At 49.7% G+C, this 15,500-nt stretch carries 16 protein-coding genes; 3 read left to right on the top strand and 13 right to left on the bottom strand.

All coding sequences use genetic code 11. The annotated features are described in order from the left end of the window. The first annotated feature begins 26 nt into the window (after positions 1-26). Positions 27-953 carry a LysR family transcriptional regulator gene (locus ACUTSU_RS13810; protein WP_445651718.1) on the top strand — a complete coding sequence of 309 codons (927 nt, stop codon included), beginning with the start codon at positions 27-29 and terminating at the stop codon, positions 951-953. A 38-nt stretch (positions 954-991) separates the two neighbouring features. Here the strand turns inward: ACUTSU_RS13810 and ACUTSU_RS13805 are convergent, their stop codons facing one another. Continuing rightward, entirely contained in the window at positions 992-1,636 is a 645-nt protein-coding gene (locus ACUTSU_RS13805) for a monooxygenase (protein ID WP_445651717.1), read from the bottom strand. 615 nt (positions 1,637-2,251) lie between these two features. Then, positions 2,252-2,980 carry a hypothetical protein gene (locus tag ACUTSU_RS13800; protein WP_445651716.1) on the bottom strand — a complete coding sequence of 243 codons (729 nt, stop codon included), beginning with the start codon at positions 2,978-2,980 and terminating at the stop codon, positions 2,252-2,254. Here ACUTSU_RS13800 and ACUTSU_RS13795 point away from each other — a divergent pair. Continuing rightward, positions 2,979-3,242 (top strand): hypothetical protein, encoded by a 264-nt coding sequence (locus ACUTSU_RS13795; protein WP_445651715.1) that lies wholly within the window; start codon positions 2,979-2,981, stop codon positions 3,240-3,242. The genes ACUTSU_RS13800 and ACUTSU_RS13795 overlap by 2 nt on opposite strands. Positions 3,243-3,876: 634 nt before the next feature. On the opposite strand, the gene ACUTSU_RS13790 is transcribed toward ACUTSU_RS13795, so the two are convergent. Then, positions 3,877-4,332 carry a hypothetical protein gene (locus tag ACUTSU_RS13790; RefSeq protein WP_445651714.1) on the bottom strand — a complete coding sequence of 152 codons (456 nt, stop codon included), beginning with the start codon at positions 4,330-4,332 and terminating at the stop codon, positions 3,877-3,879. Further along, entirely contained in the window at positions 4,310-5,122 is an 813-nt protein-coding gene (locus ACUTSU_RS13785; RefSeq protein WP_445651713.1) for a winged helix-turn-helix domain-containing protein, read from the bottom strand. Before ACUTSU_RS13785 ends, ACUTSU_RS13790 begins: the two co-directional genes overlap by 23 nt. Positions 5,123-5,599: 477 nt before the next feature. Between ACUTSU_RS13785 and ACUTSU_RS13780 the strand changes: the two genes are divergently transcribed. Then, the gene (locus ACUTSU_RS13780) at positions 5,600-5,992 is read left to right on the top strand and encodes a hypothetical protein (RefSeq protein WP_445651712.1); all 393 of its coding nucleotides are present in this window, start codon (positions 5,600-5,602) and stop codon (positions 5,990-5,992) included. Between the two features lie 216 nt (positions 5,993-6,208). On the opposite strand, the gene ACUTSU_RS13775 is transcribed toward ACUTSU_RS13780, so the two are convergent. From ACUTSU_RS13775 to ACUTSU_RS13735, 9 genes are all read right to left on the bottom strand, one after another. Then, a complete protein-coding gene (locus ACUTSU_RS13775) occupies positions 6,209-7,903 on the bottom strand; it encodes a Wzy polymerase domain-containing protein (RefSeq protein WP_445651711.1) in 1,695 nt (564 codons plus the stop codon). A 341-nt stretch (positions 7,904-8,244) separates the two neighbouring features. Next, positions 8,245-9,039, bottom strand: coding sequence for an MrpH family fimbial adhesin (locus ACUTSU_RS13770; protein ID WP_445651710.1), 795 nt, complete (start codon positions 9,037-9,039; stop codon positions 8,245-8,247). A gap of 229 nt (positions 9,040-9,268) precedes the next feature. Further along, positions 9,269-9,832, bottom strand: coding sequence for a fimbrial protein (locus ACUTSU_RS13765; protein ID WP_445651709.1), 564 nt, complete (start codon positions 9,830-9,832; stop codon positions 9,269-9,271). Continuing rightward, on the bottom strand, positions 9,829-10,320 hold the full coding sequence (locus ACUTSU_RS13760; RefSeq protein WP_445651708.1) for a fimbrial protein: 492 nt from the start codon (positions 10,318-10,320) through the stop codon (positions 9,829-9,831). The genes ACUTSU_RS13765 and ACUTSU_RS13760 overlap by 4 nt, the downstream gene beginning before the upstream one ends. Before the next feature lie 14 nt (positions 10,321-10,334). Further along, a complete protein-coding gene (locus ACUTSU_RS13755; protein WP_445651871.1) occupies positions 10,335-10,757 on the bottom strand; it encodes a fimbrial protein in 423 nt (140 codons plus the stop codon). Positions 10,758-10,835: 78 nt separating this feature from the next. Continuing rightward, positions 10,836-11,492 (bottom strand): fimbrial protein, encoded by a 657-nt coding sequence (locus ACUTSU_RS13750; protein WP_445651707.1) that lies wholly within the window; start codon positions 11,490-11,492, stop codon positions 10,836-10,838. A 29-nt stretch (positions 11,493-11,521) separates the two neighbouring features. Then, positions 11,522-12,265 (bottom strand): fimbria/pilus periplasmic chaperone, encoded by a 744-nt coding sequence (locus tag ACUTSU_RS13745; RefSeq protein ID WP_445651870.1) that lies wholly within the window; start codon positions 12,263-12,265, stop codon positions 11,522-11,524. A 25-nt stretch (positions 12,266-12,290) separates the two neighbouring features. After that, complete coding sequence (locus tag ACUTSU_RS13740) at positions 12,291-14,819, bottom strand: outer membrane usher protein (RefSeq protein WP_445651706.1); 2,529 nt, start codon at positions 14,817-14,819, stop codon at positions 12,291-12,293. An 89-nt stretch (positions 14,820-14,908) separates the two neighbouring features. Then, complete coding sequence (locus ACUTSU_RS13735; protein WP_445651705.1) at positions 14,909-15,445, bottom strand: fimbrial protein; 537 nt, start codon at positions 15,443-15,445, stop codon at positions 14,909-14,911. Between the last annotated feature and the right edge of the window lie 55 nt (positions 15,446-15,500).

Genomic DNA, 15,500 nt, shown 5'->3' with positions numbered 1-15,500 from the left:
ACAACTGTGTGCAGAAAACCTGAACGATGGACAAACTCACCGCGATGCAGACCTTCATAAACGTGGCCGAGGCTGGCAGCTTCAGCCAGGCGGCTAGGCTGATGAATGCACCCAAAACGCGGGTATCGCAGCGAATTTCTGAGCTGGAAAAAGAGTTAGGTGTCAGGCTCCTTGAAAGAAATACCCGCTCACTCAAGCTGACACCCGCAGGGGAAAACTATCTGTCGCGCTGCAGGGATATTATTGGCGCCCTTGATAATGCTGAACACGAAGTGCGTGGGGAGGTTTATGGGGCCCGGGGACATATTCGCGTTGACATACTGTCCCCCATAGCACGTTGGGTTATTGCACCACGCCTGCATGAGTTCATGGCGCTTCATCCTGACGTCACGCTGAGCATTATCAGTAACGACAGTTTCGCCAGACTCTACGAAGACAACGTGGACTGCGCCATTCGCGGCGGCGAACTGAAAGATTCGGGCATGATATCTCGCCACCTATGCAACGTAGAACTGGCGCTTTATGCTTCACCTGAATATGCGGCAACGCTGAGTGAAAGTCCGAAATTATTGTCTGACCGCGATCTCATTACCTGGCTCAGCGCCGATGAACGCAATTTGGTGTGGTCGCTGAAGCGGGAAAATGAAACCCTCACGCTTCGCTCGGAAGCTCATCTTTATATGAACGATCATGATGCCGCACTGCTACATTGTGCGGCAGGAAAAGGAATATGTCCGGGGATCGGTGCAGGGGTGAGCGAACTGGTCTCTGCCGGCAGGCTGGTGCAGGTATTTCCTGGGTGGACCCTTGCCCCAAGGCCGGTCAGCATCGTTTATCCAAGCAGAAAGAATCTGCCGCAGAGAGTCAGTCTTTTTGTTGAGTGGGTATGTCGCACCGTTTCACTGGCTGAAAAAGAGATTAACAGCATCAGCAAAGCGCTGACGCTGGAGTAGGCTTGGCCCCATGAAAAGCGCTTGCCGGCATAACGTTTTCAACGGGGCGGTAGCGAGATCTCAGATAACGGGATATTGATGGCGTACATCTTACATGTGGCATTACAGAATCCGCCGCGCGCCAGGCGAACGCGGTGCTCATGAAGGAAACGCCCGGCATTCTCTTCGTCTCTGAAGACAAAAAGCCCCCCGGCAGCCTGTTCTTCAGCATTCTCCGTCCAAATTTTCCACATCAGTCCTGCTTCCGCTGAAAAATCATGGGCAAGCGGGCCATAGGTTGCCGACATCTCACGGCCCCAGGGGCCCTGATGAGAAAAGTCGGTTTGTATAAGATACAATGCCTCTTCTTTGTCAGAGCCGCAACTGAACGGACGTGTATGAAGAGGTGCTGAGTTGATGGCTGAAAGGGGTTCATTAACCTCAAAAACGTTCATCTCAATGCCGGAAATCCCCGCCAGTGACAGCCTTTCGGCATGCATCCGGCCGTAACGCAAGGCATCATCCCGGTTGTCAAAAAGATAGATCCCCCCTGCTTCGCAGGTTAAGGCATTCTCGGTCCAGAGTTTCCAGTACAGGCCGGGCTCCTGAGCAATAGTTGAAGCCAGGTCGCGGAAATTCTCGGTCATGGCATGCTGCCAGGGGCCCGCATACGGGAAATCCACCTGCAGGATATGAAGTGTCATTTTTTCGTACCTTCTTATTTTTTCATTTGATAATGGAACTGTGACGTTGTTGAGGCGCTGATAGTAGCAGGGGGCTGAAGACAAACAATAACCCGGCCCAGAGAAACAGTGTGCAGGAAAATTGGACAATCATGCATAAGCGATGACGACCAAGTCGTCAGCCTGCTGATTAACCTCGTTGAAAATAAAACAGCGGTTTTTAACCCTATTTTCTTAAAGAAAGGCAGTAATTCGCGATCATTATCATCGAACGACGCGTCAATTCGTTCGTTGTCAGTGTGAAAAATCTCACCCGTGGCCTTGCTGTGTGTCACCCGCGCTGTTGCCCTCAAGGTGTTACCCTCGATGATGCGATTATCCGTGGAGGTTAGCCATACTGACCGCGTGCTGCGCAGTGTGTGCAGCAGCGGGCCCGGTAGCGCTGTGGTTTCCCCTTACTCTTGAGATAAATCTTTCTAACAAGAAAATCTCTTGCAGGGCACAACAGGGAAAAAATAAAACCAACCGACCTGAAAATCTCAAGCACTAAAATAAGTTTAAAACCCATAAAAATAAATCAACGCAACAGTGGGTTATACTTATTTATTAATGCAATCGTCTTGATTTTATTTTATCTTACAAAATATCAACCTTGAAAAGCGCAAACCCACTCACGGTTTGCCCAAGTGTCCCTGTATCGGTAACAACAAAGAGCGGGTTAAACGTATAGGGGCCAATGATATCCCGTTCAGCCGTAGAACCGCAGCCATCACAGGCAGATATTTTCACCCGGACACCGCCATTCATCACGATTGTATCCTTCATGTCCAAGGTTGTTACACTTACACGCACCCGTACACTAAGGGGATTACAAATAACACGTACTGCCGCAGTGCCCCGCGTCGACTTACCCACTTGAGTGATTAAGTTTACATGGTTCAAGACTTCAGCAGAGCAGGATTTTGTGGGTACCGGGGGGATGTATTGATTATAAATATAATATCCGTACATGCCCTTTGGATAACATTTAATGATAAGGGTATTCTCTCTTTTCCCTCCTCCAGGAAAAATCACCGACGTCAAAGTCTCGCCAGAATACCTATTTACAAAATCAGATGCCGCCTTCTCATTCGGACAATCCAAGCTAGCTGAAGGCTCCTGTCTGGCATAAACATCTTTTTTTTCATCGCTGTATTCAATGTAGCCCAGAGTACCAGCATTTTGAGAGATCGCTGGAAAAAACATCATATCCGCAGGAGTGCTCGATCCAACAACAATATAACCATTGTTAATTTTTTCCGTAGCAAACACGGCATAAACCATAGGCGAAAAAGAAAAAAATAAAGAAAAAAATAAAAACCTCATGATTTACCACCTCAACAAACTAGCACCTAAAATAAAACCAAGCACTATTAAAGCCCCAGCAAGAAATATAAAAACGACGGGGATTATTACCCTCCCCCCACTCAACGAGACAATTATTGCAAAACAGAAGCAATTTGAAAATATAAAAAATGAGATTAAAAAAAATAAAAGACATAACTCTTTCCCAATATTAATTTTACAACTTTCACGACCTTTAATATCAAAAAAGAAAATAAATCAGAATAAAAAACCATTGAAATAAAATGCTTAACATTATCGAACGTTAATTTAAAAGGTGCGTTATAATCATCTAAAATTAGAAGGGAATGTGAGCACGTATCTCAGGCTGGACGCGAAAAGTACTTGATTGATAAGTCTCAGAGAACACCTCGCCAAGAAACTAATAGTTTGAAAACTAACAGGTACCTATTTGGTTGCTGCCGTATTAAATACCACCTGGCGCCTGAGCACAAAATCCAGCGTGGGTAGTTCGACATACCATGCCATTCAGCACACAAAGACACCCAGCCGAGATGATTGAGTGGCAGGGGCAATAAAAACAGGTCTAAAAAGGAAAATGAAGTGAAAAAATGGATATTGCACAGACTCGCCTCGTCGAAAATAAAACAGCGGTTTTTAACCCTATTTTCTTAAAGAAAGGCAGTAATTCGCGATCATTATCATCGAACGACGCGTCAATTCGTTCGTTGTCAGTGTGAAAAATCTCACCCGCAGCCTTGCTGTGTGTCACCCGCGCTGTTGCCCTCAAGGTGTTACCCTCGATGACGCGATTATCCGTGGAGGTTAGCCATACTGACCGCGTGCTGCGCAGTGCGTGCAGCAGCGGGCCTATCGTTGGCATGCAGAAAATGACGGACGGCCCCCAAGCCACGGATTCACTCTCGCTTGCAGACCATGGGAGTCTGCCAGGGAGATGACAACAGATACTCCTGTCCCCCCAGGGGGATAATTTTAAACTTCACCTCGTCATATCTGAACAATTTAAAAATAACCGCCAGGTCAGGATTGCGTGCGCCAAAACGGACCGCGTAATAGCTGCCTTCCTTTTTATAGGTAAACTCTACAATTCTCTCGACCAACTGAGGCTGAGCATTGGGGCAGGTATAACTGCCCGAAACAACTACATAGCCTTTCCCATTACCGTGCATGGCCAGAAACAATTCGGTAATGCTATCCCCCTGACAGGTATTCGCCGCCATCCGGGTGTGTATGCGAGCCTGGCATTCAAATCCGCCATCAAGTTCTTGTCCTACACTTTTCCACCCCAAATACCCCAGGAGAAGTCCCACCATTATCAGCAAAAATACGCTACTTTTCGTCTTTATTTTCATAGTTAAAAACATAGTCATTATCGCAAGGCAGCTTACTGTCGTACGGACAATAAACCACTAAATGATTGGTAAACGCTTTGCCCACCGAATCTATCGTACTGTCCACGAAGAAATACACGTTTGCTTTACGGGTACAGTCCAGCGGCTTACGGCGGAGCCGCGTTTTGAAAACGTTGATGGCTTCCGGCCTTGCCATGGCTTGGGCCCCGCCCCCTGCCAGATAAAACCGACACTGGTCAAGGGTGAACACCTGCGTTCTCACCGGGTGCCGCCAGAGACTCAGAGACACACCGAGCGCCATCACGGCCGCGCAAAGCGAAAGGGCAACTATGAGCCATTTTCTTTTAGTGGAACCTTTGATCCCGACAACCGGGAGCTGCTCTTCAGACACCACCAATTCAGAGAGTGGACTCAAGTCTGCCGCAACAACCGGTGATGCCTCTGCCTTTTTCTCCTCGTCGTCAATGACGCTGAGGCTCTCGGCCTCAAACACAAAACCATGTTTAGGAAGGGTGGTTATCAGGCCCGTCAACCCACACTGCGAAAATGCTTTTCTCAGCATGGAAACGTGATTGTTCAAATTATTACTGGAGGCATTAAGCCCTCTGCTCTCCCAAATTTCATTTAAAATAACCTCTCTACGTAAGGGGAGCCCGTTATTTTTCACAAATAGCAACAAGAGCTCATTACCCACACTGCTCAGCGTGAGCATATCTATACTATTTTCAGGACAAAAAAGCGTGCCATCTGAAGAGTTGTACTTTGCAACTCCATTAATAATGTACTTCATAAAACTCCCCGGTAATAACTCTCCGTAATTGTATTTATTTTCTACATCTCCACAAGCCTGCCGTCCTGTCCTCCCTGAGGTTGTTCTCCCTTGCAGTTCGCTCCGCCCCCCCCTTGTATTGTAAAAGAAAATTCCAAAGCAGCGCACTGGCCTTCCGGCCTGAATCGCCCAACCCCCCTTTTATTCAGAACAAAAATCTAACTAATGTTAATAATCAGAATTAAAATCTATGCTCAATAAAACAATGATATATATGACCGTTAGGATTTTACTGAGTGTTAGGATTATTCCCATCAAGCAGCACACCCCAGGGAGATGACGCTCAGACGTGTCCACGTTGAACACTGAGCTGCGGAACCATGACAGCCCCTCAGGGCGTCACGCAGTCAATAACAATACGCCTTAAAAACACCATTACGTTGGGGAAACTTTTTCTCCAAGAGATTTTTTTGCAAACCAAAAATACAGAAGAAAATAATGAAAACTGTAAGTAACGAGCCCTATTTTGAAAATAGCAGACTAGTCCTAATCAATAATACCCTGACCTTAAAAGAAGAAAATATCTCGGTACGACTGAGTGTCCTGCAAAACACATTCCTCATGTGTTTAGTCAGGGGTATTACGGAGAGGCAAGCCATTATTCAGGCAATATGGCCAAGCACCCATTGGAAAGATAAAGGAAATAACTACAAACAGTTGCTGTTTCAAACCCGGACGACTTTGAAACGCCATGGCTGTCCTGAAGACACGCTAATCCTCTCCCCGGGGAGGGGTATCGGCTTAAATGTGAATTTGATGAAACCCCTTGGCCCGGCGTTTGATGAGGGCGCATACCCCCTACATGACCAGGGGTTGATGTATATCCTTTAGCACAGAGAAGTCGTTTGTCAACGTGACACATAAAGGTCCTGCAGATGCCTGTACAACGGGGCGCGAATATGCCAGCCCCGTTAATCATCCACAGCGCTGATTGCTCAGTCAGAGAATGAACTGCACCTCTAGATGGCCCCACTCTTAGCTTAGTATTCTGGGTGATAATTGATTTATACCTATATTAATATAAAAATCAATAAACCACTCTGGAGGTTATTTAAATCGCGGATCAGAAGGGAATAGTAACTCGGCCTCTTGGTGCAATGCATCCGCCTCAACCAATTTTTTCTGATAACGCAAAATTATCAGAAGATTTGCATAGACGTTTTTATCGATACGATATTTCAAGTAATCTTGCGCCCATTGGGTATACCCTTCCAGTAATTTTTCATCTCCGGTCTGGTTAAAACGCAACACCCCATACAAATGACGATCAAACTGCCAACGATCTTTGTGCACCCAGGTCAGCACCACAGGCAATGCCAACACCTTGTCCATATTGTTGAACCGCTGTTTTTCGGACTGGGTTAACAGCATACCGGTATAAAACGCCATCACCATGATGGCCATGCCAGCAGCAGATAATATAAACACAGCGCTCCCCACCAGGGGTTGCCAATATGTTGGCAGCGAATAGCGATGAGCAGTAGGAGAAACCAGGCGATCCAGCATCGCTAGCAACAGCAAGAATACCATCCAGTGTATGGCAGAAAGATAAAATGGGTATTCCGTCTGTGTATGTAACAATATGGGCAGCAACGAAAAACATAAGGCCATTCCTTGTCCGGCAGAGTCCTTACCATTATGAAAAGCCACACTATCATATCGCCAGGCCTTGAGAAGTAAGAAAATCCCTGCAACTATTAGCAGCAACATACCTGTCAGACCGACCATTCCTCCCTCAACCCACCACAATAGCAGTTCATTGTGCGGATGACGGGCAATACCTACACCTTCGGTTGATAAGCCCTGCGCCAGACGAAAATGCTGGAAGCTATATTCAAAGCCTCCGTAGCCCCAACCTAACCAGGGTTTCTCCGCTATCATTTGCAGCGTGGAGAACAACATAGCAGAGCGTGCCTGATCAGAACCATCATGGGGTTGATAGGCCATATTCTGGTCGAACTGCATTACCCCGATGGCCATCAGTACACCAGCTGCGATAGGCAAAGTTGACAAACAACAACGCCATGGCATTCGCCGGCCGTAGTACAGTAAAAACAACCCAATCAGCAAGATACCAGCCAGCCAGCCGGTGCGTGATTGTCCCCAGACGAGCGTCGCCGGGAATACCGCTAGCATGACCCCCAACGCAGCACTGCGGCAGCACTCCCAATATTTTTGCCTTAAAGCAAAGCCTGGCAATAAAAACACCATTAACGTTAACGCCAAACCGGTAGCCAGAAAGCTGGCTAACAGGTTGGGTTGCTGAAAAATACCGACTGCCCGACGGGTTGCAAGCGGTGCCCAGGCATCCGCTAACCCAGGGAGAAAGAGTTGTAATAGAGCCAACAACGCCTGTATCCCAGCCGCGATGATTATCAAATACACGACCCACCGCTGCCAGCACGCCTGCAACCGCAATTGTAAACACATAAAGTAAAAAAATACGCCCGTAAACAAACCTAATGCACGCCAGCCTGCGCTCTGTAACCATTCAGGGCGTGTATAAAACAACGGTACCAGCAACACGACCATGGCACACATAATAAGCCGACTGGTTTCTGTTACCCTAATTGCACGCAAAGGCAACCTGAGCCAGCACGACAATATCAGTCCTGTCATTAATAAATAAGTGATTATATTATTAGGCATGGCCAACCCCACGCCCCCGGGATTGGATATATAGAAAGAGAGCCCGCCAAGTGCAGCAAAAATCCATAAGAAAGTAATATTATTTGTTCTCATACATAAGCCTCACCAGAATATTAAACTGCTTTCATCCAGGTTGGGGGTTATTCATTTTTCGCTATACCGAATAAAAATTCCACAACGCAAATAAGCTCAGCCGTTACTCACTTCCGCGGTCACACGCAACCCTTAATCCATTTTTTCGGTTTGCTACGAGCCAACTCAGCCTGCCCCGCTCCTGGGGCGACTATACACGTCATAGATTGCGGGCTAATCCTGAAGCCGCACTGATGGACAAGTACATTAACCCAGCGCCAGTAGAACTGCCTTGACCACCTGCCGCATACACCGCAAGTGGTCATCACTTGGAAGCATTTTGCAAAGGTAGCCAAGCTCCATCAATCATAGCTAAGGTTCACGATGACACTTCCACGAAAAGCGCCAGGTTTACCGAGGTCACGCCCCCCCAGTCGTCCTTTGAGATTTACTGTGTTCCATCCCCCCCCACGGAATTTATAGGGGCGCCCATAGCCGCCGCCCCAATCGAGTTCAGCATAGATATCATCCGTTATGCTCAGCGGAATCCGTTCCCCAGAGTTGGTCTCAATGACGAGATCAACCGAGGCCCCTATTGTACAAGACACGTTCACAGTCGTAGAGGCCGTAGCATTCACTCTATCCGCAGTGATTGTACCAAAATCCAGCTGCATGCTATTGGAGAAAAAGCTACATGAGGTAGCTTGTACAATACCCTTGGCGCAGTTCGAAACGAGAGTGCCAACTTTCAGGTAACCATCAATGCCAGCAGCGATGACGACACAAGGCTTATTCCCCAGTAGCGGTTCGAGGTAATCTCGCCCAACCCTCCCTTTATTCTGTACACCCGCCCACCATGTATCAAGGTATTCAAAGGTTGATATGTGCCTTCCCGATTGGTGAATCCAATCATCTACGTCAGTAGCAGAGTAGTGTGCACCGTTAGGGAGCCAAGATTCGTCGATCGTATAGAAGTGGAGCCTGCACCTAGATTCGCCGTAACATGGGTTACGGATGTGGCCAGGGGGACCAACAACGGCGGCCGAAAAAAAACCATTAACACTGATAGGGACCTCCACCACAGATATGGTAAAATTGGCATATACTGGAGCAGATACAACAAGCAGGAATAACCTAAAAAGAGAAAGAAAATTCATAATACGGTCCTAATATTCGCCAACCTTGCATCTGGGAAAACACTAAATAACTAGTTAGGGACTCTAGGTGCTTCCCTCAGCAATCGGTGCCGCCCTCAACATACCCTCACCCCGTTTTTTCACCGTGCTGTGCGCGTCCGCTTATTGCCATTGATAACACACTACGATACATCGACATTGGACGGGGAGGCATAACCAACCGCAGGCAAACTCCCCTTGGGTTATTGCCCTATTCATATTCCAGACTAAAGGTGGCGGTGGCACTAAAGGGCCCGCGCACAATCGCCTTTTGAGCTAACGCCTTCGGCTCGCCCTGCACATAGGTATGAATCGTCAGGGTATTGCTGCCGCTCACCAGCACCTGCGCCTGTCCGCTTTTATTCACCGGCAAAGGCTGCCCTTCGGGGGTTTCCATACCAATGGCAATACCGTTGGCCTGGCTGCCGCCGTCCAATGCCAGCATTCCCGGTAGCGCGGCGTTTTCGGTGCCGCTAAAGGTGACTTTCACCGTTTTCCCCAGGCTCAAGTCACATTCCGCCAGGTGCAGCGCAAACGCCTTCCCCAGTGTGCGGGTGTTCAGATACAGGTATTTATCGATCACCGTGTCAAAATCCAGTACCACCGTTTCATCTCCCGGAGGGATCACACAGGGTTCCGCCACCAGCGCCCCGTGCAAACGCATATTGTCCGCACTATGGAGTGATTGACTGAGCAACAACAGCACTCCCGCCACTCCATACAGCCAACGGGCGCTGTAAGCCTTCCCGGCCAGCAAAGAGGATAAGCTCGTCATTGATACACCGCCAATAAAGTAGCCGTAGCCTCAAACACCCCTTCGCTTAAGGTTGAGCCTGGCCGTTTTACCGGCACCGCCTCCAGCCGTGGTGGGCTATTAAGAGTAATGGCAACCGGTTTGTTCAGCTCAAAGGCACTGCCGTCACGCAACAAACGAATCCCCAAGTCGGTTGCATTCGTTTGCAGCGCCGCTGTGTCATAGGTGGTCGGCGTCCCGATCACCGTCAGCGTCAGCGTCATCTGCCAGACATTTGCCCCTGAGTCGCAGGTGATCTGGTAATTCACAGGCTGCAGATAGTTGTTGCCATTCACTTTCGTCACCCCAACCCGGCTGCCAAAATCAACGTCCACTTCGCCACCGTCGTTAATGGTGCAAGGCGGCGGTTCAATCAGTGTGCCGTAGAACTTCATGTTCTCTGCAGCCGACGCCTTGCCCGCGAGCAGCCCGCTGAGCAGCAGGCCGGTAAATACCGCGTATTGCATCATTTCCAGGCCCCTATTCACTGGTATTCCACCTTCATGGTCGCCCCGGCGGAAAACGCCCCGCCGCTCAACGTCGCGCCCGCCTGCTTGACCAGCACAGCCTCCAGCGTCGGCGTGTTCGGATAAGTAAAGTTCAGCCAGCTATTTAACGGTACACGATTGCCGTTCCTGACAAACGCCACCCCCAGGTCGGCGCGATTGGTTTGCAACACGCCGCTGTCAAAACCGGCACCGTTGCCGGAAACCTGCATTTTCATCGCGTTGGTCGGCGCGTTTGTGCATTCCACACGATAGGCCACCGGCATTTTTTTGTAGCTGCCATCCACCCGGGTGGTCATAACGTCATTACCAAAGTTCACTTCGATCACATTATTGCCGTTAATCACACAGGGCGGCGGTGCCACAATGGTGACGGTTACTGTCAGGGTCGTCACCGCCATTAACGGCGTGCTAATAATCAGCAGCCCCGCAGCCCAAGGGAGATATCGCCAATTCACGCCATACATGTTGTGCTTTCCTTAGTCATAACTGAGCCTGAAATCCACATGGGCGGAATACGCACCGGCTTGCAAGGGTGCGCGGGTCCGCTCCGGGGTCACGCTGTAGTTCAGGGTGTTTTGCCCCACGGCCAGCAGCAACGGTGCACCACGCCCCCCGAGACGCACATCCCGCCCTTGTGCATCCGCAATACGCAACGCAAGCCCGGATGCCCCCGCAACCCTAACGAGCTGTGGGTTGTCGGCATCCGCCGGGGCCATAAAGCTCACCGAAACCGCTGGTTGCTGGGCATCCCATAACAAGTTACCGCTGCGCGTATCCCGGTTATTCGCGGCGCTACGCAGACAATCTTGCAGCCGCAACTGTACGGTGACCGGTCTGCCACGTGCACCCACGCTGGCAAGTTGAGCGGTGCCTGTTTGCCCCAGATAGACCGCTTGGTCGGCAGATTCCATGTCCAGCCGGCAAGCACTTTCACTGAGTGCACCATGCACATGCAGTTGGCCGTTGGCTCCTTCTACCTGCCAGTTGTCTGCCGCTGCCGCCACCGGTAACAACAGCACCATGGCGCATACCACCAGTGGGATCATCATCACCATGGCACTGATGACCAGCACGTACAGCCATTCATGCCATTGATGGCGATGGTTATTGATATAGCGAAATACCCCTTGCATGCTGCCGTTCCTTATCCGTTAGCCTGTGGTTAGTTGCCGCTCTTACCCGGCATCACCTTGCAGCTTGCACCGTTACACTGGAAGGTCAGTACCGGACGACCGCCAAAATCATTGACATAAGTCAGCACCGGCGCATTGCCCAACGCGGCTGCCGCAACGCCCAACGTTTCACTACTTTTCGGGGCGATCATCAGCGGGTTAAAACCACTGGCACTAGCACCGCCTTTATGGCTGGCGGCATCCACCAACGTGACGTAATACGGTGTCGGGTTATTTACCTGGTATTTATCGCCCTGCTTGGTCAGGGTCAGTTGTTCCTGCCAGGGCGCCGTAGTCTGGGCATTGACTACTGCAATGGCTTTTGGCCGATAAAACAGCTTGATACGGGTTTGCAGCGCCAGTTGTAGCGTATTGGGCTTGTCGCTTTTCGGTGGGATCTCGCGTAAATTGAAGTAAAACAGCGTCTCGCGATCCTGCGCCATCAGGTTGGCCGCAGGTAACCCTTGCACCTTCACCTGGCTTTTCGCACCCGGCTCCAGGCGTTGCACCGGCGGCAGCACCGTCAACGGGCTGCTGATTTTGTTGCCTTGGGCATCTTCAATCCAGCCCTGTGCCAAATAAGGCAATTGCTTGTTCTCATTGCTAATACTCAGACTGACGGATTTATCTTCACCGTTGAAAATCACCCGAGTACGATCCAGAGAAATCGCTGCACTGGCCTGCTGTGCCAGTAACAAAGCGGCGATTAAAGTTACTGTTGAATTCAGTTTCATCATTAAGGACTCGTCGAAAAATAAATTAAGGGTCTGTTTTGGCCAACGGGCCACACGGCAACAACAGGTTTGCCAACTGGCTGGCCTGCAACCGCTCGGGCAACGTAAAACCACACTGTGCAATACCGCCCCAGTTCACACTCATGGTTTCACCGGCATTGATGCCACTGAGGTAAACGTTGCCGCCGTCGTTGATGATGCCCACTTCCTGTCTTTTGTGGTTCAGCACGGTGGCGCCAAATGGCGGTGCACTGCCGTCAGCCAACCGTACAATAGCCATCGCTTTTTCACCGGAGATCACCTCAAAATGCCGATAGCCGATCGCCCCCTCGGTCAGGGTGGCCTGCGTCACCGAACCGTTCACCTCGGCGGTATCCGGCAACCCATTCAAATCAATGTTGAACTGGTTTCGGTAGTAATTGCTCACGTTCACCATCACTGCTTTACCAAACCTGTTACTCTTCGTCGGGGTGCTATAACCACGGATCGGGATCCCTTCGACACCGTCTGTGTCCAGCATCATGCGCGTACCTCCTGCCGTGCTGTTGCGGTGCAATGCCGCGCCTTGCAAGGTCGCCGTAGCCCCCCCCTGCATTGATAATCCCAGTGAACTGTACTGGCCCGCTTGGTAACTGGCACTGGCACTCACTTGATTAATGTCGCCCTCGTGGCTGTAATAACCACTCGCCATTGCTCCATTACGTGACATACCGCTGCTCAGTTGATAGCTGTCGCGTTCGTTCACACGATCGTAATAACTCACTTGGTTACTGTTGTTCTTACTGTTGACGCTACCGTTGTAGCTCAGACTGCCGTTGTCACCCCAGGGCATGGACAGCGATAAATACATGCCATCGTCGTTCACACCGTTATACTTATTGCGATAAGCGGATAATGACAGGCTCAGGTTTCTGAAGCTCCCGACATCGAAATAGTGCGCCAGGGTCAATTTGTACGTATCATTCGCTGGGCGATCCCAATAGGTCTGGTGATGGTAGTCAAGGAATGCACTCAACCCCAGATCGCGGAACTGCTGATTAAAGGTGATGTTGTACATTTCCTTGCTGCTGTTGATCCGCGAGCCAAACGCCTGCGCATCCAGATACTCACCCATCGTCATATAATTGCGCTGTGAGAAACGATAAGCGGCGAAGGTCACCTGACTATCGTAATCGTCAAAGCGTTTGGAGTAGCTCAACCGGTAGGAACCGCCGCTCAATGTGTCTTTATCCTGTAACTTAGCCCGTGACTGTGTGGCGTCAAAAGACAAGGCACCAAACATCATAAGGTCACGGCCAACGCCCAGTGCCAGAGCGTTGTAATCCCCGCCAGCGACCGCACCGCCGTACAGTGACCATCCGTTGCTCACCCCCCAGGAGAATTCACCGATGCCAAATATAGGCCCATTACTACGGTGCTGATAATCTGAAGGGCGGCCGGCGCTCACTTTGTAACGTACTGATCCTGGGCGCGTCAGGTAGGGAATACTGGCAGTGTCCATACGGAACTCCTGCACGCTGCCATCCTGTTCTTCGACCCGCACGTCAAGCTGACCATTCACCGCATCATTAATGTCCTGGATACGGAACGGCCCCGCCGCTACCTGGGCTTCATACAAAACTCGCCCTTGCTGGCGGATCACCACTTTGGCGTTGGTACGGGCGATACCGGTCACCTCAGGCGCGTAACCGCGCAGGTTCGGTGGCAACATATTATCGTCGCTCGCCAGACTGGCACCGGCAAAACGGAAGCTCTCAAAAATGTCGGAATATAAATAGTTTTCACCGACGGTCAGCTTGGCGCCGATGCGCGGAATGGCCCGATAAGCGTAATACCGGCTCCATTCCCACTTATTGCGGTTTGCCGCTCCCCCTCCGCCCTGGTGTTCCAGCCGTGATTGCCAATCCGCCCGCAAACGCCATGCACCGAGGTTAGCCCCTGCTGTGCCATTGCCGCTCAGGTTATAGGCTTGCGTGCCTTGTTTTTGCTGGCGCTGGCTCTGCGCGTTCAGGTTATAATCAAATAAAATTCCAGGAATCCCATTATCCCAACGCGCAGGTGGGTCCCAGTTTTCCGCGGTATACTCCAGATAAGCCTGTGGAATATTCAGATACAGCGCTGCTGCACCTAAATCACCACGAACTTCCATGCCGTCTAAACTACGCGGATCCAGACATTGTTCCTGATGCCACCATTTCAGTTTCGCTAATACAGCCTCTTTTAACCCCAACTGTTCAACCAATTTCGGGGAGATACAGGCTTCGCTGCCTTTAGCATCGTCATCTGGTGGATAAAACACCACCGGTTGTTCCTGAAGCATCTGTTTATTGATATGCACAGTGAAAAGATAATCACCAGGCATAATAAAATTATTGCGGGAGAATTGGTCCAAATCGATATTGGCGCGGTCGTTAACATCCAGCACATCGGTGTTAAACTCTATATCCCTGGCCAAACCACTCGATGTGTTACTAATTATCGCCAGGCAAATGAATACACTTAAAATACGCGGTCGTGCATTCCATGCACGGTAACCCGATGAAAGAATTAACATCCGCAGACCTTTATCTATTATAAAAAAGTAAAATATTACTAATCTTCTGCCATTGAAATCTCATGCCGATAACCTCACAAAACAAGCGGTCAGTAATAATCCATTTTGTAACGCACAGTGGAGTAATATCTCCCTGATTCGACAATCTGATTGTTTCCAACTAAACGCATGCTATAGCTCAGCATCATTGCTTTGGGTTCAATTTCACTTTTTGACAACGGTTTCCCTGGTATCGCGCTCTGGCCTTGTGCATCAGTAATTTGTAAGGCGATTCCTTTTGCTTCACCATACAGACCAAAAAGACCTGAATCATTTTCACCGTCAAAGGTTATTTCAAAATAGCGCCAGTCTGCTTGTGCAGTCGCAGATCGTTCCAAAACACAATTGACCAGCTTAATGCTAAAAGGGTGTGACTCCCCCTGACCGTCGCGGATAATGCGGCTGATAGGCATATGACCGAGATTAATAGTCTGATCCCGGCTTTCGGTATCAATGGCGCAGGCAGACGCGATAATTCTCCCTTGCATGCTTACTTCGCCGCTTCCTTGATTGGCTGCAAATAACAATTTAGAAAACAACAGCATACTGGCACACAGTGTACGCAATAATGTCAGGCTTATTGTCATTCGAAACATGCTTGATTATCCGTTCATTGCCACCAACACATAACTAAGAAGCATG

Source organism: Serratia sp. NA_13 (assembly GCF_052691735.1).
Note: the sequence above shows the minus strand (reverse complement) of the source record. Positions and strands in the feature narration are given on the sequence as shown.

Bases quoted from the DNA above. Each gene is read 5' to 3' on its own strand.
- ACUTSU_RS13765 (WP_445651709.1), bottom strand. From the start codon at position 9,832: ATGACGAGCTTATCCTCTTTGCTGGCCGGGAAGGCTTACAGCGCCCGT.
- ACUTSU_RS13800 (WP_445651716.1), bottom strand. From the start codon at position 2,980: ATGAGGTTTTTATTTTTTTCTTTATTTTTTTCTTTTTCGCCTATGGTT.
- ACUTSU_RS13740 (WP_445651706.1), bottom strand. From the start codon at position 14,819: ATGTTAATTCTTTCATCGGGTTACCGTGCATGGAATGCACGACCGCGT.
- ACUTSU_RS13760 (WP_445651708.1), bottom strand. From the start codon at position 10,320: ATGATGCAATACGCGGTATTTACCGGCCTGCTGCTCAGCGGGCTGCTC.
- ACUTSU_RS13805 (WP_445651717.1), bottom strand. From the start codon at position 1,636: ATGACACTTCATATCCTGCAGGTGGATTTCCCGTATGCGGGCCCCTGG.
- ACUTSU_RS13810 (WP_445651718.1), top strand. From the start codon at position 27: ATGGACAAACTCACCGCGATGCAGACCTTCATAAACGTGGCCGAGGCT.
- ACUTSU_RS13780 (WP_445651712.1), top strand. From the start codon at position 5,600: ATGAAAACTGTAAGTAACGAGCCCTATTTTGAAAATAGCAGACTAGTC.
- ACUTSU_RS13785 (WP_445651713.1), bottom strand. From the start codon at position 5,122: ATGAAGTACATTATTAATGGAGTTGCAAAGTACAACTCTTCAGATGGC.
- ACUTSU_RS13745 (WP_445651870.1), bottom strand. From the start codon at position 12,265: ATGAAACTGAATTCAACAGTAACTTTAATCGCCGCTTTGTTACTGGCA.
- ACUTSU_RS13750 (WP_445651707.1), bottom strand. From the start codon at position 11,492: ATGCAAGGGGTATTTCGCTATATCAATAACCATCGCCATCAATGGCAT.
- ACUTSU_RS13755 (WP_445651871.1), bottom strand. From the start codon at position 10,757: ATGGCGGTGACGACCCTGACAGTAACCGTCACCATTGTGGCACCGCCG.
- ACUTSU_RS13790 (WP_445651714.1), bottom strand. From the start codon at position 4,332: ATGAAAATAAAGACGAAAAGTAGCGTATTTTTGCTGATAATGGTGGGA.
- ACUTSU_RS13770 (WP_445651710.1), bottom strand. From the start codon at position 9,039: ATGAATTTTCTTTCTCTTTTTAGGTTATTCCTGCTTGTTGTATCTGCT.
- ACUTSU_RS13775 (WP_445651711.1), bottom strand. From the start codon at position 7,903: ATGAGAACAAATAATATTACTTTCTTATGGATTTTTGCTGCACTTGGC.
- ACUTSU_RS13795 (WP_445651715.1), top strand. From the start codon at position 2,979: ATGATTTACCACCTCAACAAACTAGCACCTAAAATAAAACCAAGCACT.
- ACUTSU_RS13735 (WP_445651705.1), bottom strand. From the start codon at position 15,445: ATGACAATAAGCCTGACATTATTGCGTACACTGTGTGCCAGTATGCTG.